The 20,364-nt window shown below is 65.7% G+C and carries 20 protein-coding genes; 15 read left to right on the plus strand and 5 right to left on the minus strand.

The annotated features are described in order from the left end of the window. Positions 1 to 17 precede the first annotated feature (17 nt). Both RT614_RS22610 and RT614_RS22615 read left to right on the plus strand, forming a co-directional pair. Positions 18 to 872, plus strand: coding sequence for a DMT family transporter (locus RT614_RS22610; protein ID WP_313624411.1), 855 nt, complete (start codon positions 18 to 20; stop codon positions 870 to 872). A 40-nt stretch (positions 873 to 912) separates the two neighbouring features. Continuing rightward, a complete protein-coding gene (locus tag RT614_RS22615) occupies positions 913 to 1,764 on the plus strand; it encodes a sulfurtransferase (protein WP_313624412.1) in 852 nt (283 codons plus the stop codon). Positions 1,765 to 1,816: 52 nt separating this feature from the next. Here the strand turns inward: RT614_RS22615 and RT614_RS22620 are convergent, their stop codons facing one another. Both RT614_RS22620 and RT614_RS22625 read right to left on the minus strand, forming a co-directional pair. After that, positions 1,817 to 2,386 (minus strand): phosphonate degradation HD-domain oxygenase, encoded by a 570-nt coding sequence (locus tag RT614_RS22620; protein ID WP_313624413.1) that lies wholly within the window; start codon positions 2,384 to 2,386, stop codon positions 1,817 to 1,819. Between the two features lie 53 nt (positions 2,387 to 2,439). Further along, entirely contained in the window at positions 2,440 to 3,303 is an 864-nt protein-coding gene (locus tag RT614_RS22625) for a LysR family transcriptional regulator (RefSeq protein WP_313624494.1), read from the minus strand. A gap of 147 nt (positions 3,304 to 3,450) precedes the next feature. On the opposite strand from RT614_RS22625, the gene RT614_RS22630 reads away from it, so the two are divergent. The 5 genes from RT614_RS22630 to RT614_RS22650 all read left to right on the plus strand — a co-directional run bounded on the left by RT614_RS22630 (position 3,451) and on the right by RT614_RS22650 (position 9,531). Then, complete coding sequence (locus RT614_RS22630; RefSeq protein WP_313624414.1) at positions 3,451 to 4,524, plus strand: putative 2-aminoethylphosphonate ABC transporter ATP-binding protein; 1,074 nt, start codon at positions 3,451 to 3,453, stop codon at positions 4,522 to 4,524. Then, a complete protein-coding gene (locus RT614_RS22635) occupies positions 4,502 to 6,319 on the plus strand; it encodes a putative 2-aminoethylphosphonate ABC transporter permease subunit (protein WP_409558509.1) in 1,818 nt (605 codons plus the stop codon). Before RT614_RS22630 ends, RT614_RS22635 begins: the two co-directional genes overlap by 23 nt. 17 nt (positions 6,320 to 6,336) lie before the next feature. Continuing rightward, complete coding sequence (gene phnX / locus RT614_RS22640) at positions 6,337 to 7,167, plus strand: phosphonoacetaldehyde hydrolase (protein ID WP_313624496.1); 831 nt, start codon at positions 6,337 to 6,339, stop codon at positions 7,165 to 7,167. A 122-nt stretch (positions 7,168 to 7,289) separates the two neighbouring features. Continuing rightward, the gene (locus RT614_RS22645) at positions 7,290 to 8,312 is read left to right on the plus strand and encodes a putative 2-aminoethylphosphonate ABC transporter substrate-binding protein (protein ID WP_313624415.1); all 1,023 of its coding nucleotides are present in this window, start codon (positions 7,290 to 7,292) and stop codon (positions 8,310 to 8,312) included. Positions 8,313 to 8,400: 88 nt separating this feature from the next. Beyond that, entirely contained in the window at positions 8,401 to 9,531 is a 1,131-nt protein-coding gene (locus RT614_RS22650; protein WP_313624416.1) for a TIGR03364 family FAD-dependent oxidoreductase, read from the plus strand. Between the two features lie 70 nt (positions 9,532 to 9,601). Here the strand turns inward: RT614_RS22650 and RT614_RS22655 are convergent, their stop codons facing one another. The 3 genes from RT614_RS22655 to RT614_RS22665 all read right to left on the minus strand — a co-directional run bounded on the left by RT614_RS22655 (position 9,602) and on the right by RT614_RS22665 (position 13,234). Further along, positions 9,602 to 10,747 carry an aromatic ring-hydroxylating dioxygenase subunit alpha gene (locus RT614_RS22655; RefSeq protein WP_313624417.1) on the minus strand — a complete coding sequence of 382 codons (1,146 nt, stop codon included), beginning with the start codon at positions 10,745 to 10,747 and terminating at the stop codon, positions 9,602 to 9,604. Between the two features lie 290 nt (positions 10,748 to 11,037). After that, positions 11,038 to 12,048, minus strand: coding sequence for an acyltransferase family protein (locus RT614_RS22660; protein WP_313624418.1), 1,011 nt, complete (start codon positions 12,046 to 12,048; stop codon positions 11,038 to 11,040). 217 nt (positions 12,049 to 12,265) lie between these two features. Further along, positions 12,266 to 13,234, minus strand: coding sequence for a tripartite tricarboxylate transporter substrate binding protein (locus tag RT614_RS22665; protein ID WP_313624419.1), 969 nt, complete (start codon positions 13,232 to 13,234; stop codon positions 12,266 to 12,268). A 168-nt stretch (positions 13,235 to 13,402) separates the two neighbouring features. Between RT614_RS22665 and RT614_RS22670 the strand changes: the two genes are divergently transcribed. The 8 genes from RT614_RS22670 (at position 13,403) to priB (ending at position 20,293) form a co-directional block, all read left to right on the plus strand. Next, positions 13,403 to 14,257 (plus strand): IclR family transcriptional regulator, encoded by an 855-nt coding sequence (locus RT614_RS22670; RefSeq protein ID WP_313624420.1) that lies wholly within the window; start codon positions 13,403 to 13,405, stop codon positions 14,255 to 14,257. Between the two features lie 82 nt (positions 14,258 to 14,339). Next, positions 14,340 to 14,606, plus strand: coding sequence for an exodeoxyribonuclease VII small subunit (locus RT614_RS22675; RefSeq protein WP_313624421.1), 267 nt, complete (start codon positions 14,340 to 14,342; stop codon positions 14,604 to 14,606). 7 nt (positions 14,607 to 14,613) lie between these two features. Next, positions 14,614 to 15,525, plus strand: coding sequence for a farnesyl diphosphate synthase (locus RT614_RS22680; protein ID WP_313624422.1), 912 nt, complete (start codon positions 14,614 to 14,616; stop codon positions 15,523 to 15,525). A gap of 52 nt (positions 15,526 to 15,577) precedes the next feature. Continuing rightward, positions 15,578 to 17,440, plus strand: a complete 1,863-nt coding sequence (dxs, locus tag RT614_RS22685) for a 1-deoxy-D-xylulose-5-phosphate synthase (RefSeq protein ID WP_313624423.1) — start codon at positions 15,578 to 15,580, stop codon at positions 17,438 to 17,440. Positions 17,441 to 17,630: 190 nt separating this feature from the next. Next, positions 17,631 to 18,428 carry a GTP cyclohydrolase FolE2 gene (gene folE2 / locus RT614_RS22690; RefSeq protein WP_313624424.1) on the plus strand — a complete coding sequence of 266 codons (798 nt, stop codon included), beginning with the start codon at positions 17,631 to 17,633 and terminating at the stop codon, positions 18,426 to 18,428. 6 nt (positions 18,429 to 18,434) lie between these two features. Next, positions 18,435 to 19,358 (plus strand): DUF817 domain-containing protein, encoded by a 924-nt coding sequence (locus RT614_RS22695; protein ID WP_313624425.1) that lies wholly within the window; start codon positions 18,435 to 18,437, stop codon positions 19,356 to 19,358. Between the two features lie 185 nt (positions 19,359 to 19,543). Next, entirely contained in the window at positions 19,544 to 19,918 is a 375-nt protein-coding gene (gene rpsF / locus RT614_RS22700; RefSeq protein WP_008164226.1) for a 30S ribosomal protein S6, read from the plus strand. Between the two features lie 51 nt (positions 19,919 to 19,969). Then, positions 19,970 to 20,293, plus strand: a complete 324-nt coding sequence (gene priB / locus RT614_RS22705) for a primosomal replication protein N (protein WP_076519706.1) — start codon at positions 19,970 to 19,972, stop codon at positions 20,291 to 20,293. Positions 20,294 to 20,364 lie beyond the last annotated feature (71 nt).

Raw genomic sequence — 20,364 nt, forward strand, 5'->3', positions numbered from 1 at the left:
CCTTAGCGTAGACCCGCATGCAGGCACTTTGGATGTTGGTGGCGTCCGCCATGTTCGCCATCATGGGGTCGTTCGTGAAGCTCGGCACCGAACACGGCGCGTCGCTGCCCCAGATCGTGCTTTTTCGCGGTCTGCCGTCGGTGGTCCTGCTGCTGATCTGGGCGCGCGCCGGCCGCCAGTCCATCATTCCCACCAGCTGGAAGCTGCACATCTGGCGCAACGTGTCCGGCGTCACGTCGATGTGGCTGGGATTTTTCGCCATCTCCCATCTGCCGCTGGCCACCGCCACCAGCCTGAACTACACCGCGCCGCTTTTCATCGCGTGCTGGATGCTGGGATGGGGCGGGGCGCAGCGCGATCCCGTGCGTATTCTGGCCGTGGCCCTGGGCTTTCTGGGCGTGATCGCGGTACTGCGGCCCAGCATCAACGAAGACCAATGGCTGGCCGCCCTGCTGGGGATGGGCGCTGGCGCCATGTCGGCGATCGCCATGATGCAGATCCGCCAGTTGGGCCGCATCGGCGAACCCGAATGGCGCACCGTGCTGTTCTTCTCGGTCGCCGTGTGCGTGTCTAGCGGCGCGGGGCTGGCCTTCGAAGGCTGGGGCCATGCCGACTGGACCGGTTATCTGTCGTTGCTGGGCGTGGGCGTTGCGGGGCTGTTCGGCCAGTTGGCCATGACCCGCGCTTTCGGCGTCGGGTCGGCGCTGCTGACGGCGGCGCTGCAGTACACCACCATCATTTTTGCGGCTTTGCTGGGCATGGGAGTCTGGGGAGACCATCTGGACGGTCTGGCCTGGGCCGGCATGGGCCTGATCATCTCCGCGGGTCTCTTGTCGGTGTGGCGCACCATGCGCGATCCCAAGTCGGCTTGATCCCCAGCGGTTGTCTCTTTCCCGTACAGGAGCACATCGAATGACGACGACACTCATTTCCGCCGCCGATCTGGCTGCGCGCCTTGACCAGCCCGACGTGCGCGTATTCGACGTGCGCCACGACCTGACCAATCACGCGGCCGGCCGTCAGGCTTATGACGCCGGTCACATCCCGGGCGCGCGCTACCTGGACCACGAGACCGAACTGGCCGCGGCCCGCACCGGCAAGAATGGTCGTCATCCCTTGCCGGCACGGGCCGATTTCGGCGCCCTGATGGCGGCGCACGGCGTGACGCCCCGCACCCTGGTCGTGGCCTACGACGCCAGCGGCGGCATGTACGCGGCGCATCTGTGGTGGATGCTGCGCTGGCTGGGGCACGATCAGGTCGCCGTGCTGGACGGCGGCTGGCAGGCCTGGACGGCCGCCGGGCTGCCGGTCAGCCTCGAGGCCGCGCCCGCCGTGCAACCGGGCGCGCCGGTGGAGCCGGCCGCAGCGCTGGTTGGGACAGTGGATGCCCGGACGGTGCAGGACAACATTGCCCAGCCGTCGTTCACCGTCATCGACGCCCGCGCCGCCAACCGCTACCGCGGGGAAGTCGAACCCATGGATCCGGTGGCCGGCCATATTCCGGGCGCGCTGAATCGCCCCAATGGCGAAAACCTTCAGCCGGACGGTCGCTTCAAGTCGGCCGAACAATTGCGCGCGGAATTCACCGGCCTGCTGGCCGGCCGCGACCCGGCCGCGATCGTGCACCAATGCGGTTCCGGCATCACTGCCTGCCACAACCTGCTGTCGATGGAGATCGCCGGTCTATCCGGTTCGCGCCTGTATCCGGGATCCTGGAGCGAATGGTGCAGCGATCCGTCCCGGCCGGTGGCCAAGGGCGCTTGAAGCAAAAAAGGCAGGGCAGCACCCTGGCTTTTTCATCGGCGCCCGGCGCCCTTCACCAGACGGCGGCCAGCTTGACGCGCCCTGACACGCTCTCGGCGATCTCCAGGAAGTGATCCAGAGGCGGCGTAGCCAGTCCCGGCACCTTCGCCATGTCGTCCCAGCGGCGCAGGCGTATCGCGTCCGGCGCGCCGGGCATGCTGGCGAAGTCCACTGCCTGGCCCGCATCGAAGCTGCCCCCCTGCAGCGCCAGGCTGCGCCGGGAGTCCTCGGAGAGCGACGCTTCGTACTGCGGTTCCACATAGCACAGGTAGCGCTTGGCCTCCACGTGCAGGCGGATCGGATCCAGCACCGCCGAACTGAACAGGCCACGCAGGAAGGGCAGCACGAAGTACTGGTGCTTGTCGTCGATGCCGCGCAAAGTGGGCGTGCCGGGCCGGTCCGCGATCAGGTGGCCCAGGTCATGCAGCAGGCTTGCCGTGATGAGATGCGCACTGGCGCCGTGCCGCTCGGCAAGCGCCGCGGTCTGCAGCGCATGCCGCAGGTGGCTGACGGATTCGCCGTGATAGGAACGGTGCCCGCGTTCCAGGAAAAGCTGTTCGATATCCTGCAGGGTCAAGGCCATGGTTGTCTCCTGAGTGGCCGCAAGGGGAAGAGGCGGGCAGTGACCGCAACAGGTCAGCCGGCTGCCGGCGCCATCTCCAGAAAGCGCGCGATAAGCTGCACCGGTTGGCGCTCGCGCAGGCAGTACAGGTACTCATTCATCACGATGCCGGCGTCCTGGATGTCCAGGGCCGCCAGATCGGGATGGGAAGGGATTTCGCGCGACGGGATCAGGCTGATGCCCAGTTCGCACAGGATGGCTTGCCGGATCGATTCGCGGCTGCCGATTTCCAGCGTGCGGCGCACCGTTACGCCGGCGGCTTGCAGCGCTTCTTCAGTCAGCTGGCGGGTCATCGAACCGGGCTCGCGCAGCAGCAGCGCGTGCTGGGCCAGGTCGGCCAGCCGGACCTGCCCCAACCGGGCCAGCGGATGGGCGCGATGGGTCACGACCCGGATCGGGTCCGCCGCGATCTTGCGGCGGTACAGATGCTTGTCATCCATCAGAAAGGACGACGTGGCAATCTCGATGCGGTAGTCGTGCAGCGCCTGCAGCATCGACTGCGAATTGCCGATCGTGACGGTCAGGTCGATCCCGGGATAGCGCTGGTTGTAGCGCCGCACCGTGTCCATGATGTAGTAGGGGCCGGTGGCGCCGATGCGCAGGTTGCCTTCACGCAGATCGCTGGCATCGCGCAGCCGGAAGTCGATCTCGGTTTCCTGCTGCACCAGTTTTTCCACCATCGGCATCAGGCTCTGGCCCGCGTCGGACAGCCGCATCCCACGCCCTTGGCGGTGGAACAGTTCGATGCCGTAGCGCGATTCCAGCTGGCGCAGTTGCCCGGTCACCGTGGGCTGGCTCACGCCAAGCTGGGCGGCGGCCTTGGTGACGGTGCCGCAGCGGGCCACTGCGTAGAAGGATTTGAGTTCGGCGACGAGCACGATGGTGGGGGCGGAGGAGGGACGCAATGCGCAAGACCGCCAGTACACCAAAATAATTTGATGTTTTTATTACTGCATTTGCGCGAAGTGTCATAAACGCTCAATACGCGCCTTCCATACTGCCTTCGTTCCCAGACCGGAGGCACCATGCCCCAACGCGATACCGCCTTTCTATCCGTGCAGAATCTTGTGAAGCGATTCGGCAGCCACACGGCGCTGGCCGACGTTTCGCTCGATATCCGCGCCGGAGAGCTGGTTTGCCTGTTGGGGCCGTCGGGTTGCGGCAAGACGACGCTGTTGCGCGCCATCGCCGGCCTGGAGCGGCAGGACAGCGGCGCCATCGTGCTGTCCGGACGGGATATCTCCAATGCCGAGCCCCAGGAGCGCGACTACGGCATCCTGTTCCAGTCCTACGCGCTGTTCCCAAATCTGACCGTGGCCCAGAACGTGGCCTATGGCCTGAGCGGCAAACGCGCCCATCGCAGCCACGTCGCCGCCCGCGTCGAGGAAATGCTGACCCTGGTTGGCCTGGCTGGCGCGGCGCAGAAATATCCGGGCCAGATCTCTGGCGGCCAGCAGCAGCGCGTCGCCCTGGCGCGCGCGCTTGCGCCGTCGCCGTCCCTGCTGCTGCTCGATGAGCCCATGTCGGCCCTGGACGCCCGGGTGCGCGAGCACCTGCGCATCGAATTGCGAGCGCTGCAGAAACGGCTCTCGATCACCACATTGATGGTGACGCATGACCAGGAAGAGGCCATGGTGATGGCCGATCGCATCGCCGTGATGAACGGCGGCGTCATTGAACAATACGGCACGCCCCGGGAGCTCTATCGTCAGCCGGGATCAAAGTTCATCGCCGACTTCGTGGGCGAGGCCAACTGGCTGCCGTTCGAGCGCATCGACGCCCACCGCGCCCGAGTGGGCCGCCAGGAACTGGCGGTGGACACCGCGCTGGATACGGGCGCGGGCAAGCTGTTCGTGCGCCCCGAAGCCGTTCGGGTAAGCATGGCCAAGCCCGACGAGCCCAATGCCATGCTGGCGGACGTGCTGGACGGCGTGTTCCTGGGCCGCAGCTACCGCCTGGCCTTGCGTCTGGAAGGGGTGCCCGGCGCCACCGTCCATTCCATCGTGTCTCCCGAAACCGGAGATGCCCTGCTGGGCCCTCACGCCGCCAGCCGCTGCTGGGTGGAGCTGCCGCGCCATGCGATACGCGCCTACGCTTGATCCGGCCGTGACGAACGCTCGCACGATGGCCCAGCCGGCCCCGATTTCCGCGCCTGCGACCCAGCCAGTCCCGGCCGCCGCCGCACCCGTCCCCGCGCTCGGCCGCCGCCCGCTGCCCGGATGGATCGGCGCGTTGGGCCTGACGCTGGGGCAGGGCGGCCTGGCGCTTGGCCTGCTGGTATTCCTGGCCCTGCCCTTGGCGGCGATCCTGGTCAAATCCGTCACCGACAGCGATGGCGGTTGGGCCGGCCTGGCGGTCATCGCCGGCATCATCGGCGCCGATGGCTTTCTGGCCATGGTCGGCCGCAGCCTTGCGGTGGGCGTGGTGACGACTATGCTGGTCGTGCCCTGCGCTTACGGATTCGCCTATGGACTGACTCGCACCCGCCTTGCAGGCAAGGGCCTGTTGCGCACCATCGCACTGCTGCCGTTGCTGGCGCCGTCGCTGTTGCCCGGCATCGCGCTGGTGTACCTGCTGGGCAACCAGGGCCTGCTCAAGGGCCTGACTGGCGGCGCCACCATCTATGGTTTCTGGGGCATCGTCGTGGGCGAGGCCTTCTACACCTTCCCGCATGCCCTCATGATTCTCTTGACCGGCCTGGCGCTGGCGGACGGGCGGCTCTTTGACGCCGCGCGCGCCATGGGCGCGGGGCCGTGGCGCACCTTCCTGACGGTCACGCTGCCCGGCACGCGCTATGCGGTGTTCTCTGCCTGCTGCGTGGTGTTCACGCTGACCGTCACGGACTTCGGCGTGCCGAAGGTGGTGGGCGGCGATTACAACGTGCTTGCCATGGAAGCCTACAAGGCGGTGGTCGGCCAGCAGAATTTCCCGAAGGGGGCGGCGATCGGCATCCTGTTGCTGTTGCCGGCGCTGTTGACCTTCGTTCTGGACCGCCGCCTGCGTGCCCGCCAGGGCGCCCAGATGAGCGGCCGCGCCCAGCCTTATGCGCCGGGCGTCAATGGCCGGCGCGACGCCGCGTTCCTGGCGCTGGCTACGGTGATGGCGGCATTCCTGCTGTTGATCATCGGCGTGGCGGTCTGGGCCTCGTTCGTGAAGATGTGGCCGTACAACCTGTCCATGTCGCTGCGTTCGTACGACTTCGACAACATGGACGGCGGCGGCTGGCTTGCCTGGCGCAACAGCCTGCAGCTGGCGTTCTGCACGGCGCTGGTGGGCACCGTGGTGGTCTTTGCCGGCGCATGGATGATGGAAAAAGTGCCGGCGCGCGCCGGGATGGCGCGCGGCCTGCGGGGCATGGCGGGAATGCTGGCGCTGATGCCCATGGCGGTGCCCGGGCTGGTGCTGGGCCTGGGCTACATCTTCTTCTTCAACAGCCCTGTGAATCCGCTGAATGTCCTGTACGGAACGATGCCGCTGCTGGTGCTGTGCACGGTCGTGCACTTCTATACCAGCGCCCACCTGACGGCCTGCACCGCGCTGAATGCGCTGGATCCCGAATTCGAAGCGGCTTCCGCGTCGCTCAAGGTTCCCCGGATCACCACCTTTCTGCGCGTGACCCTGCCCATGTGCCTGCCCGCGGCGCTGGACGTCGCCCGCTACCTGTTTGTCTCGGCCATGACGACGGTGTCGGCCGTGGTGTTCCTCTACAGCCCGTCCACCGTGCTGGCGGCCGTCGCCGTGCTTAACATGGACGATGCCGGCTTTATCGGACCGGCCGCCGCGATGTGCACCGTGATCATGGCCAGTTCCGCCGTTGCCGCGCTGGCGCTGCACCTGGCCAGCCGCGCCCTGGTGGCGCGCAGCCAGGCATGGCGCCGCCCCGTGGCCCGTTGATCGACCATTTTTACTGGATGACCCTCATGACTGTTCAACCCTTGCCCGTCCGCCTTGAAGCGGTGATCTTCGACTGGGCCGGCACGCTGGTCGACTTCGGCTCCTTCGCCCCAACCAAAGTGTTCGTGGATGCGTTCTCGCAGTTCGGCATGGAAGTGTCGCTGAAGGAAGCCCGCGGCCCGATGGGCATGGGCAAGTGGGACCACATCCGTGCCCTGTGCGACCAGCCCGCCATCGCCAGCCAGTACCAGGCGCGGTTCGGCCGACTGCCCACCGACGACGACGTCACCGCCATCTACGAGCGCTTTCTGCCGATGCAGCTCGAAAAGGTCGCGCAATATTCCGCGGCCATCCCCGGCGCCGCCGAACTGCTGCGCGCACTGCGCCAGCGCGGCCTGAAGATCGGCTCGTGTTCCGGCTACCCCGACAGCGTCATGCGGCGCGTGGTCGAGCGCGGCGCCGCCGAAGGCCTTGCGCCCGACTGCATCGTCGCCAGCGATGACGTGCCGCGTGCGCGTCCGGCGCCCGCCATGGCCTTGAAGAACGTCGTGGAACTGGGTGTGTTCGACGTTGCGGCCTGCATCAAGGTCGACGACACGGCGCCCGGCATCGAGGAAGGCCGCCGCGCCGGAATGTGGACGGTGGGTCTGCTGCTGTCGGGCAATGCCGCTGGCCTCACGCTCGAGGAATATCTGGGCCTGGACGAGTCCGGCCGCGAGGCCGCGCGCGCCGCCGCCCGCCAGGAACTGGCGTCCGTCACCTCGCATTACCTGATCGACACGGTGGCCGACCTGCCCGCCGTGATCACCGATATCGAGGCCCGTCTGGCGCGAGGCGAACGCCCTTGATCTAGAAGCCCGCCGCCCGGCCGTCGGGCGCCTTTCCTTATCCCCCCGCCATCCGCAACCGGCAGCCGCCGGCAGCGGGGACCTTGTTCACCCTACTTTTCCGCTTACCTACGGAGTTCCGCATGAATCGCTACAAGCTGCTTGCACTGGCTGCCGCCCTGACGGGCGTGATGGGCGCTGCCTCTGCCGAGACCACCCTGACCGTCTACACGGCGTTGGAAGCCGACCAGATCAAGGCCTACCAGGCCGCGTTCGAAAAGGCGAATCCCGATATCAAGATCCAGTGGGTGCGCGACTCCACCGGCATCATCGCTGCCAAGCTGCTGGCCGAGAAAAGCAATCCGAAGGCCGACGTGGTCTGGGGCCTGGCCGGTACGGCGCTGGGCTTGATGGACAAGGAAGGCATGCTGCAGCCTTACGCCCCGAAGGGCCTGGACCAGATCGCCGCCAACATGCGCGACGCCAAGGCCGAGCCGTCGTGGGTCGGCATGGACGGCTACGCCGCCGCCATCTGCTTCAACACGATCGAAGCCGAAAAGCAGAAGCTGCCCAAGCCCACGTCCTGGCAGGACCTGACCAAGCCGGTGTACGCCGGCAAGATCGTCATGCCGAACCCGGCGTCGTCGGGCACCGGATTCCTGGATGTCAGCGCATGGCTGCAGATCTTCGGCGAAGAGAAGGGCTGGGCCTACATGGACGCCCTGCACAAGAACATCGGCTCGTACACGCACTCGGGCTCCAAGCCCTGCAACATGGCCGCCGCCGGCGAGTTCCCGATCGGCATTTCTTTCGACTACCGCGCCGCCAAGCTGAAGGCCGACGGCGCGCCGGTTGAAGCCGTCTTCCCGTCGGAAGGCCTGGGCTGGGAAGTGGAAGCCACCGCCATCATGAAGGGCACCAAGAATCTGGAAGCCGCCCGCAAGCTGGCCGACTTCTCCGCCAGCCGTGAAGCCAACGAACTCTACAAGGCCAACTTCGCGGTGCTGGCGATCCCCTCGATCGCCACGGCCAATCCGAACCTGCCGGCTGACCTGACTTCGCGCATGATCAAGAACGACTTCACGTGGGCCGCCACCAACCGCGACCGCATCATCGCGGAATGGACCAAGCGCTACGACGGCAAGTCGGAGCCCAAGAAGAAGTAGATCCATGACCACGCGGCGGCAAGAGGCCGCCGCGCATCGGGAAGCCCGCGCAGGGCTTCCCAGCAATCCTTCTTGCAGTATTCCGAAGATGAAAACATTCGACGTAATCGTGGTGGGTGCGGGCATGCTCGGCATCGCGCACGCCTGGGCGGCCGCCAAGCGCGGGCTGTCCGTGGCCGTCATCGAACGCAGCCGCCAGGCGCACGGCGCCACGGTCCGCAACTTCGGCCAGGTCATCGTGACGGGGCAGGCGCCCGGCGCCATGCTGTCGCACGCTCAACAGTCGCGTGAGTTGTGGCTGGACCTGGCCGCCAGCGCAGGCTTCCATGTCCGCGCCAACGGCGCGCTGGTGCTGGCGCGCAATGCCGACGAAGCCGACGTCCTCCAGGAGTTCGCCGACACGCGCATGCGGCAGGAAGGGTATCGCGCCGAACTGCTGTCCGGCCGCGATGTGGCCGGCCTGTATGACGGCCAGCTCGCCCATCACTGCATGGCGCTGCGCGGCCATGACGACCTGCAGATCTATTCGCGAGAGGCGCTTCCCGCCATCACGCGTTATCTGGAATCGTCGCTCAAGGTCGCCTTCATCACCGGAACGCTGGCGCGTGCCGTGGAAAATGGCGAAGTCTGCACGACGGCCGGGGACTTCAAGGCCTCGCACGTCTTCGTGTGCCCGGGCCATGACTACCTGACCCTGCTGCCCGAACACTTCGCGCCGTTGAACCTGGAGGTCACGCGACTGCAGATGCTGCGCGCGGCCTTCGAGACGAATCCCATCGCATTGGACCGTCCGTTGCTGACGGGCCTGTCCTGCGTGCATTACGGCGCCTTCTCCGACCTGCCATCGGCGCACGCGCTGCGGAACGTGATCCAGGCGCGCACCCCGATGTTGCTGGAGAACGGCATTCATCTGCTGATCAGCCCCACGCCGTATGGCGAACTGATCATCGGCGACTCGCACCGGTACGGGCAGGACGCGCCGCCTTTCAACGACGAGGCCGTCGACGACGCCATGCTGGACCTCGCGTCCCAGGCGTTGGGCGCGCGGTTGCGCGTGCTGGAGCGCTGGCAGGGCGTATACGGCGCGCATGGCCCGGCGCCGTTCTCGGTGCTGCCGGTGGACAAGGCCACCACCGTGGCGGTCATGCATTCCGGCGTCGGCATGACGGTGGGGCTTGCCATCGGTGAACGGACGGTCGCGGGCGTGACCGGACGCTGATCCGCGCCTGGAAGAAAAAGGGCCTCGCGATTGCGAGGCCCTTTGTTCGTCCGTAGTGCCGATGTGGAAACTACACGTCTTGCATGATGCGGCGATACCACTCGTGAAAGTGCTGCATGCCGTCTTCCATGGGCGACTGGTAGGGGCCGGTCTCGTTCACGCCGCGCAGCATCAGGGCCTTGCGGCCCGCGTCCATGCGTTCGGCGATCTCGTCGTCTTCGATGGCCGTTTCCATATAGGCCGCGCGCTGCGCCTCGACGAATTCGCGTTCAAACGCCGCGATTTCCTCGGGGTAGTAGAACTCGACGACGTTGATGGTTTCCTGCGGGCCCTTCGGGTACAGCGTGGACAGCACGAGTACGTGCGGGTAGAGCTCGATCATGTGGGTCGGGAAGTAGGTGACCCAGACCGCGCCGAAATCCGGCGCGTCGCCGTCGCGGAACGACAGCAGGCGATCGTGCCACTGCTTGTAGACATCCGAACCCGGCTGCGCCAGCGCGTTATGCACGCCAACCTTCTGCAGGCTGTACCAGTCGTTGAACTCCCAGGTCAGGTCGTCGCACGTGACGAAGCGCCCGAGTCCCGGGTGGAAGGGACCGACGTGGTAGTCCTCGAGGTAGACCTCGATGAAGGTCTTCCAGTTGTAGTTGCACTGATGCACTTCCACGTGGTCGAGCACGTAGTCGCCGAAGTCGAACTCGGGCCGCGCGAACAGCGGCGCCATGTCCGAGGCCGGATCGCGCGGGCCTTCAAACAGCAGCCCATGGCAATCGCGCAGGCGGAACTTCTGCAGGTTCATGCAGGGCGTGGTCTCGAACTGGGGCGCGCCCAACAACTCACCGTGGTTGTTGTACGTCCAGCGATGCAGCGGGCAGACGATGTTGCCGCCCGTGGCCTTCAGGTTGCCGTGCGTATTGCAGTTGCCCGCCACGTTGCCGGCTTCGCCGCCAAGCATCAAAGCCTGACGGTGGCGGCAGACATTTGAGATGAGGTCGACGCCTTGCTGGTTGCGAACCAGCGTGCGCCCTCCGTTTTCCTGAACCAACGTACGCCAATCCCCGACTTCGGGCACCAACTTCTGGTGGCCGACGTAAAGCGAGGATTGCTTGAAAATGAGTTCTTGCTCGCGGGCAAAGAGGGCTTCGTCAAAATATGCGCTGACGGGTAGCTGGGTGCGAGCTGGCACGACATGTGCCATCCGACCGATGTCGGTCATGATTCCCTCCGCTCGGATAAAAAAGCCAGGACGGTTTGAGCTTCGCCAAGCGCTTTTGTTCAGGCCAGGTTCCCCGAAAGTTTTTTCGGGGCGGCCTGTTCATGAATGCGTGCCTGGCTAAATCCGTTCTGGCGCGAAGAAAAATCGGTGTCTGGCCGATCAAATAAGCCGTGAATTGTACCCCAAGGGCCTGTGCGACGCCCGGCAGGAAAGCCTAGGCCTTCCCTGAAAACGCCGGGGCAGGGTTGACCTTGCGCAAACGTGGATTAACCCTTCGCGCCGTAGGTCTTTCAGACGAGCCTGCGTGTGGCTGGATGGCGTCGCAACAGCCAGCTGCTGGCGGCCGACAGCGCGAACACCATCATCGTCAGCAATGGCACGATCCACGCGTCGCGATCTCCACCGGAGAAGGCGCCGGCTCGGCGTGCAACGTCCAGGAAGACCGGGTGGATCAGGTATACGCCGAACGTCAGAGGCGCAAGCGCCGCCAGCCGTGGCAGCCTGGGTGACGACACGATCCACTGGAACGCGGCCAGCGACATGAACGGCACCGTCAGGCTGAAGTAATCGTAGAAGTAGGTGTCCAGGGCATGACCGTCGGACATGAGCGTGACGCCCAGCGCCGTGGCGGCCACGCTCGCGGCCAGCATCAGCCCGGGTCGCGGGATCCGCAGCTCGCCGTCGAATATCAGCCGGCCCGCCACGAAGTAGCCCAGATAGGGGAGGAACCACGTCAGGAAGAAACCGTGAGGCGCGCCAAGGGCTCGGCGGTACAGGGAATCCAGGATGGCCACGCCCAGGATGCCGACGACCCACAACGAGCGCGCCCGCGGCGTGCTGCGTGCATAAAGCAGACGGACCAGTGGGGCGAAAAGGTACAGGCCCACGATCATGTACAGGTACCACAGGTGGTAGTAGGGCTCGCCTTGGGCGACCTTGCGCGGCCAGAACGAAAAATCGATCCGGCCATCGTCCCACCAGTCCAGGCCGGTCCGCCACGCCAGGTAGAACAGCGTCCAGAACAACAGGGGGGCGCAGATGCGGGCCAGCCGCCGGCTGTAGAAACGACGCGCGTCCTGGGGCTTGTCGGGGTCGAGCAGCAGCGCGCCGCTCACCATGACGAAGACGGGCACGCACCACCGGGCAGCGGAGTCATACAGATTGGCTGCCAGCCACGCCCCGCGGCCGTGGGCGGCGGGGTCGCTGACGATGAGCGCGGCGCTGTGCAACAACACGACGGCCACCGCCGCCAGCCATCGGGCTGAGTCCAGACGGGCGTATCGGTCTTCATTGTCAGTCATCGGGCTCCCGCGGGATGTTCGGCTTCGTGCGCCTTACCTTAGCAGCGGGGGCGAGCCGATTTCTGTATCCAGGGGTTAGGCCGCACGTAAAAAACCGACAGGGCCGATTGGCGCTGTCGGTGGAAGAAACCGGTCCACGGCAGGGCTGCGGACCAGCGATCGCGGGCCGGCGGTCCGCGAACGTTTTGTCACGAAACCGTGCGTGGCGAACCCAGGTTTACTGCAGGACGATGTTGGCCTGCTTGATGAGTTGCGACACGATCGGCTGCTCGGTCTTGATCTGCTTGTCCAGTTCGGCCGCGGTGCCCGAGCGCGGATCGATGCCCATGTCCAGCAGGCGCTTTTTCACCGATTCGTCCTGCAAGGTTTCGGTCAGGGCCGTCTGCAGCCTGTCGACCACGGCGGCCGGCGTGCCCTTCGGCGCCACGAAGCTGAACCAGGCGGTCATGTCGAACGACGGGTAGCCCTGTTCTGCCAGCGTGCCCAAATTGGGCTGGGTGGCCAGGCGCGTGGGGCTGGTGATCGCGAAGACCTTGACCTTGCCGGCGTCGGCTTGCGGCATGCCGGTGGCGACCATGTCGAAGAACAGGTCCACGTCGCCGCTGACCAAAGCGGGCAGGGCCTGCGTGGCGCCCTTGAAGGGCACGTGCAGGATGTCGATGCCCGCGCGTTCCTTGAACAGTTCGCCGGCCAGGTGCGATGACGTGCCGGGGCCAAACGTTGCGAAGGTGAGCTTGCCCGGATTCTGCTTGGCGTAGGCCACCACGTCCTGGGTGCTGTTGAACGGCCGCTTGGGGCTGGACAAAAGGACCAGCGGGCCCACGCCCACCATGCCGATCTTGGCGAAGCCGTCCGGATCGTACGGCAACTCCTTATAGAGATAGCGATTGGTGACCAGCGTCGAGTTGGTGGCCATCAGGATGGTGTAGCCGTCAGGCGCTTCGCGCGAAACGAAGGCCGCGCCGATGGACGTGCCCGCGCCGGCCTTGTTTTCGACGATCATGGGCTGGCCCAGGTTCTTGGCCATGCGCTCGGCCAGGACGCGCGTCAGCACATCGGTGGCGCCCCCGGCCGGAAAGGGCGAAATCACCTTGATCGGCCGTGCGGGATACGTTTCTGCGTGGGCGCCCAGTGCGGCGGCGCTGAGCATCAGGGTGGCGAGCAGTTTGAAGCTGTTGCGAATCATGTTTTCCCCTTGGAATCGCGTGGTCAGGATGGTCGTCGGGCCTGGCTTGGCCGGCGCGATGCGATGCATCTCGGGTGGCTTGCCAAGTCTCCTTGGTTGGATTAAATTCCGCGATATGGAATTTAATTTTGTATTCCGGAATAAACTATAAAAACGAAGCGAATAGAAATGCAATCATTTTCTGACGCCCGGCGCCCCACGCAACCGCCATCCAAGCCCGACCAGAAGCTGGAACTGAGCCTGCCCGCGCGCCGCAAGCGCGCCGCCGGGGCCTCCGAAGGCGCCAACTCGCCCGATTTCATTACCGCGCTGGCGCGCGGGCTGGATGTATTGCGCTGCTTTCGGCATGGCGTCACCGCGCTTGGCAACCTTGATTTGGCGCGCCTGACCGGCTTGCCCAAGCCCACCATCAGCCGGATCACCTACACGCTCACCGAACTGGGCTACCTGCGATACCACCCGGACACCGGCAAGTATTCGCCTGGCTATGGCGTGCTGGCGCTGGGTTTCGGCCTGCTGGCAGGGCTCGAGGTCCGCGAACTGGCCAAGGCCTCCATGACCGATCTGGCGCGCGAGACCGGCGGCGCCGTCGCGCTGGGCGCCTTCGACGGCGATGCCATGACCTACGTTGAAGCCATCCACGGATCCTCCGCCTTGTATTTGCGCCTGCCGGTCGGTTACCGCGCCACGCTGGACAGCGCCATGGGCCGGGCCTATCTGGCCAGCCTGCCCGAACCCGATCGCGTCGCCGTCCTGGCGCGCCTGGGCGCCGCGGCTCCCACCCCCGGGGCGGTCGAGCGCGCCCGCGCCGACCTGGCGCAAACGGGATGCTGCTTTGCCATCGGCGACTGGCAGTCCGGCATCAACGCCGTTGCCGTGCCATTCACGTCCATCACAGGCGAGGGCGTCTTCGTCATGAGCTGCGGCGGGCCCGCAGGCCTGCTCGAAGAAGCGCACTTGCGAGCCCGCGTGGCCCCGGCGCTGCTGGCGGCGGTGGCGGGCCTGGCCGGCGGACCGGCCTGACTCGCACAGGGCATCCGGGGCGCGCGTGGCTATCTCGTACAATTCACGGATTGATCCACCCCTAGTGCCCCCGGAGGCCCGTTTGGCCAACCCCACACAAGCTGATCCGCAGAACGACGATCGTCCCTTGCCCCAGGATTTCGAAACGGCCCTGGCCGAACTCGAATCGCTGGTCGCGGCCATGGAAGACGGCTCGCTGCCGCTCGAGCAATCGCTGGCTGCCTACCGGCGCGGCGTGGCGCTCACGCGGGTCTGCCAGGATCGCCTGGCGCAGGCCGAACAGCAGGTCAAGGTCCTCGAGGGCGACCTGCTGCGTCCGCTGGACCCCGCGGCGCTGGATGACGAATAAGAACCCGATGAAGCAAATTCAACTCGCTTTTCCCGAGTGGTTGCAGGGCCGTGCGCATCACGTCGAGGACGTGCTCGACGACCTCCTGCCTCCCGCGGACGCGCTGCCTTCGCGGTTGCACGAAGCCATGCGGTACGCCGTTCTGGGCGGCGGCAAGCGCGTGCGCGCCGCGCTGGTCTATGCCGCCGGGCAGGCCTGCCCGGTCAGCGGCAGCGTGCTGGCCATCGAGGCTTCGCTCGACCGCGCGGCCGCCGCCGTGGAACTGATCCATGCGTACTCGCTGATCCATGACGATCTGCCCTGCATGGATGACGACACCCTGCGCCGCGGCCGGCCCACCACGCACGTGCAGTTCGACGAAGCCACCGCCATGCTGGCGGGCGACGCGCTGCAGCCGCTGGCGTTCGACCTGCTGGCCTCCATGCCGATCGCCCCGGCGCTGATCGTCCAGGCCACCCAGTCGCTGGCGCGCGCCGCCGGCAGCCAGGGCATGGCGGGCGGGCAGGCCATCGACCTGTTCAGCGTCGGCCGCTCGCTGTCGCGCGATGAACTCCAGACGATGCACGGCATGAAGACCGGCGCCATGCTGGCTTGCAGCGTGGCGCTGGGCGGCATCGTGGCGGGCGCCAGCTCGGCCTCGCGCCAGGCACTGGACGCCTACGCGCAGGCCATGGGCCTGGCTTTCCAGGTGGTCGACGACATCCTTGACGTCACCGCCGACAGCGCCAGCCTGGGCAAGACGCCGGGCAAGGACGCCGCGGAAAACAAGCCTACCTACGTTTCGCTGCTGGGCCTGGCGGACGCCCGGGCATTTGCCGAGGAACTGCGCGTGGCGGCCCTGGCGGCCCTGGCTCCCCTCGGGGATGCCGGCGCGCGCCTCGCCCAGTTGGCCGACTTCATCGTTCTTCGAGACCGCTGATCCGTGACCAGCCCGGCCGCTTCGCAGGCCGGGCCAACGAACTCATAAAAGCATGACGACTGATTTATTGGACCGCATTCAATCGCCGGCAGACCTCAAGCGCCTGGATCGTCGCGAACTGAAAAAGCTTGCCGACGAACTGCGCGGCTTCGTGCTTGAGTCGGTTTCCAAGACGGGCGGGCATCTGTCGTCCAACCTGGGCACCGTCGAACTCACGCTGGCGCTGCACCAGGTGTTCGATACACCGCATGACCGCATCGTCTGGGACGTCGGCCACCAGTCCTATCCGCACAAGATCCTGACGGGCCGTCGCGCCGGCATGGCCAAGCTGCGCCAGCAGGGCGGCATTTCGGGCTTCCCCAAGCGCAGCGAATCCGAATACGACGCCTTTGGCACCGCCCATTCGTCCACCTCGATCTCGGCGGCGCTGGGCATGGCCGTCGCTTCGCGCAATGCGGGCGTGCAACGCCAGCACATCGCCGTGATCGGCGATGGCGCGATGTCGGCCGGCATGGCGTTCGAAGCCATGAACAACGCCGGCGTCACGCCCAACATCAACCTGCTGGTGATCCTGAACGACAACGACATGTCGATCTCGCCGCCGGTGGGGGCGCTGAACCGCTACCTGGCCCGCCTGATGTCCGGGCGTTTCTACGCAGCGGCCAAGAATGTGGGCCGGGCCGTGCTGCAGCATGTGCCGCCGGTGCTTGAGCTTGCGCGCCGCTTCGAAGAGCATGCCAAGGGCATGGTCACGCCGGCCACGCTGTTCGAGGAATTCGGCTTCAACTACGTGGGTCCCATCGACGGCCACGATCTCGACGCGCTGGTTCCCACGCTGCAGAACCTGAAGGCCCTGGAAGGCCTGCAGTTCCTGCATGTGGTCACCCGGAAAGGGCAGGGCTACAAGCTCGCCGAAGCCGATCCCGTGCTGTATCACGGTCCCGGCAAATTCGATCCCGCGGTCGGCATCCAGCAATCCAAGGCGCCGGGCAAGCGCACCTTCACGCAGGTTTTCGGCAAGTGGCTGTGCGACACGGCGCAGCAGGATACGCGCCTGGTTGCGGTAACGCCGGCCATGCGCGAGGGCAGCGGGCTGGTGGAGTTCGAGCAGCGCTTTCCGCAGCGGTATTTCGATGTGGGCATCGCTGAACAGCACGCCGTCACCTTTGCGGCGGGCGTCGCCTGCGAAGGGCAGAAGCCGGTCGTCGCCATCTACTCCACGTTCATGCAGCGCGGCTACGACCAGTTCATCCATGACGTCGCCCTGCAGAATCTCGATGTCACATTCGCGCTGGACCGCGCCGGCATCGTCGGCGCCGACGGCGCCACGCACGCCGGCAACTACGACATCGCCTTCCTGCGCTGTGTGCCGAACATGGTGGTCGCCACCCCCTCGGACGAAAACGAAACCCGCCTACTGCTGTCGACCTGTTATCAGCACCCCGGCCCCGCGTCGGTCCGCTATCCGCGCGGCGCGGGCTGCGGCGCGGCCGAAGCGGACAGCCTGGACGTCGTGGCCCTGGGCAAGGGCGTGGTTCGGCGCGAAGGCAAGAAGATCGCCATCCTCGGTTTTGGCACGCTGGTCCAGGCTGCGCTGGCCGCAGCCGGCAAGCTCGATGCCTCCGTGGCCGACATGCGCTTCGTCAAGCCCATCGATCGCGAGCTGATCCTCGATCTGGTGAACCGGCACGATGCGTTCGTCACCGTGGAAGACGCCTGCATCATGGGCGGCGCGGGCAGCGCCGTGCTCGAGCTCCTGAGCGCCGCCGGCGTGCAGATTCCGGTGTTGCAACTGGGACTGCCCGACGAGTTCATCGACCACGGCGAGCAATCAGCTCTGCTGGCCGGTCTGGGCCTGGACGCGGCGGGCATCGAGCAATCGATCCGCGCGCGCTACGCCGACCTGCTGAACTGAAGACTCCTCCTTGCGCACGAGTACGACGGCAGTCGTGCGCAAGGTTGAGACACACTGTTCCGGTCCCGCCGCCTACCCGCCAAAGGGTATTCCTGGCGATTGCGCGCGCTTGGGCGATAATGGCCCCTCTCTCAAGATTACCGGGCCAGCGCGGTGCGACACGGCAGACTGCCCGGACAGGTAAGCCGAAATGAACTCTCCGATCGACCCCGCCATCGTGATGCCCGACGTCCAAAGTTCCACGGACACGCGACACATCCCGATCCAGCGCGTTGGCATCCGCGGCGTGCGTCATCCCATGCTGGTGCAAAGCGGCGACGGCTCCGTGCAAGGCACCGTGGCCAACTGGACGTTGACCGTGGCCCTGCCGCCCGAAGAAAAGGGCACCCACATGTCCCGTTTCGTGGCGCTGCTGGAAAAATATCGCAGCACGCCGATGACGCCCGAGCTGTTCCGCGCCATGGCGGCCGACATGCTGCCCCTGCTGAACGCCGAACGCGGCGACATCACCGCTTCGTTCCCGTACTTCATCAACAAGTCCGCGCCTATCTCGGGCGTGCAAAGCCTTCTGGACTACGAAGTCCAGTGGATCGCCCGCGCCCAGGCCGACAGCGTCGAGTTCGAGCTCGTCGTGCAGGTGCCCGTCACCAGCCTGTGCCCGTGTTCCAAGGCCATTTCCGAATACGGCGCCCACAACCAGCGCTCGCATGTCACGGTTTCGTCGATCCTGACTGAAGACATCGGCATGGATGGCGTCATCCGTCTCATCGAAGAGGAAGGCTCGTGCGAGCTGTGGGGCCTGCTCAAGCGGCCCGATGAAAAGTTCGTCACCGAACGCGCCTACGACAATCCCAAGTTCGTCGAGGACCTCGTGCGCGACGTGGCGGCCCGCCTGAATGCACATCCCGGCATCGCGCGGTATCGCGTGGAAGCCGAGAACTTCGAATCCATCCACAATCACTCGGCCTACGCCGTCGTCGAAGGCTGAGCGGCCGTGCGCCATCCGGCGGCCAGCGATTGGCCGCTTATCGCCGATCTGCAGCATTGGGAAACGCGGCTGGCCAGCAATCTGGCCAACCGCGGCCGTTTCGGGGTGGCGCTTTACGAGTTCTTCCGCTTCGGCGTAAAGCAGGCCTGGGCTTGCCTCTTCGGAGGCCTGATGTGCGCCTTGCTGCTGGGCACGCATTGGTGGTATCCCCCGGATGCCGCACTGGCCCGGTACGATTTCCTGACCCTGGCGGCGCTCGGCATCCAGGCCGCGTTGCTCGCACTGCGCATGGAAACCTGGAGCGAGGCTCGGGTGATCCTGATGTTCCATGTGGTGGGCACCTGCATGGAGATCTTCAAGACCGCCGCCGGTTCGTGGATCTACCCCGAAGCCAGCGTGCTGCGCATCGGCGGCGTGCCCTTGTTCACCGGATTCATGTACGCCGCGGTGGGCAGCTACCTGGCCCGGGTATGGCGACTGTTCGACTTCCGGTTCCGTGCCCATCCGCCGCTGGCGGCCACGGTGGCGCTGTCGGTGCTGATCTACCTGAATTTCTTCACGCACCATTACGTCTTGGATTTCCGGTGGGCGCTGTTTGCGATGACGGCGATCCTGTTCGCACGGACCTGGGTGTACTTCCGCATCTGGCGCGTCTACCGCCGCATGCCGCTTCTGCTGGGTTTCGTGCTGGTGGCGCTTTTCATCTGGTTCGCCGAGAACATCGGCACCTTCGCCAACGCCTGGCGCTATCCGAACCAGTCGCAGGTCTGGCAGCTGGTTTCCATCGCCAAGCTGGGTTCTTGGTTCCTGCTGATGATCATCAGCTATGTCATGGTCAGCGCGGTCAACCGGCCGCAGCCCATCACTGCGGCGGACGCACCGGTCGCGCCGGGTGCCGAACCGGCCAATAACGCGTCCCTTATTTCGTGATGCGGCTGCGGCTTGCATGCAGGCAGCCAATCGGTGATAATCGAGAGCTTTCTTGCTCGACCACCCATGGTTTTTGGGTTGCGGGCTGCCCCTTGCGGCGATCGTCGATGATGTAAATCCACCCATGATGGAAAGCGCGGGTGCAAGACGACCAGCCAGCAAGACATCCTCAAGGAGTTTTACTCATGCGTCACTACGAAGTAGTGTTTATCGTTCACCCCGACCAAAGCGAGCAAGTGCCCGCCATGGTCGAGCGTTACCAAGCGCTGGTCACGGGCCAAGGCGGCTCGATCCACCGCCTGGAAGACTGGGGCCGCCGTCAACTGGCCTACCCGATCCAGAAGCTCGTCAAGGCTCACTACGTCTGCCTGAACATCGAGTGCGGCCAAGCCACGCTGGATGAGCTGGAACACTCGTTCCGCTACAACGATGCCGTCCTGCGCCACCTGGTCATCAAGACCAAGAAGGCCCAGACCACTCCGTCGATCATGATGAAGTCGGTCGAGCGCGAAGAAGCCCGCAAGGCTTCGGCGGAAGCTGTCGCGGCTCAGCCCGAGTAAGCAGGGCTCACGCAGAGCTCTTCCCATTAAGTCCCCTCGGTACCTGGCAGGATGAACAAGCTGGAACTCAGCGCACGCGTTCTCGAATGCGAGCCTTTGCGCCACACCCCCGCCGGATTGCCAGCGCTGGAAATGCTGCTGGCACACGAGTCGGAGGTCATCGAAGCCGGCCACCCGCGCCGTGTCGAATTGACGATCGCCGCCGTGGCACTGGGAGACCTGGCGTTGCTCTTGAGAAACACCGCGTTAGGGTCCGAATTGCTGGTGCAGGGGTTTTTGGCTCCCGCCCGCAAGGACTCGGTGAAGATCAAGCTGCATTTGCAGCAGGCGCGCAAGATCGGCGGAAGCGCTGGAAGCGATCCGCAGGTGGCTTGAAGGGAATGAGTCCAAGGGTGCGAGAGCGCCTTCTGAATACGGATAGGTTATGGGGAGTTGGACCCGGTTCT

Source organism: Achromobacter sp., from assembly GCF_032102605.1.
Lineage (GTDB): Bacteria > Pseudomonadota > Gammaproteobacteria > Burkholderiales > Burkholderiaceae_B > Achromobacter.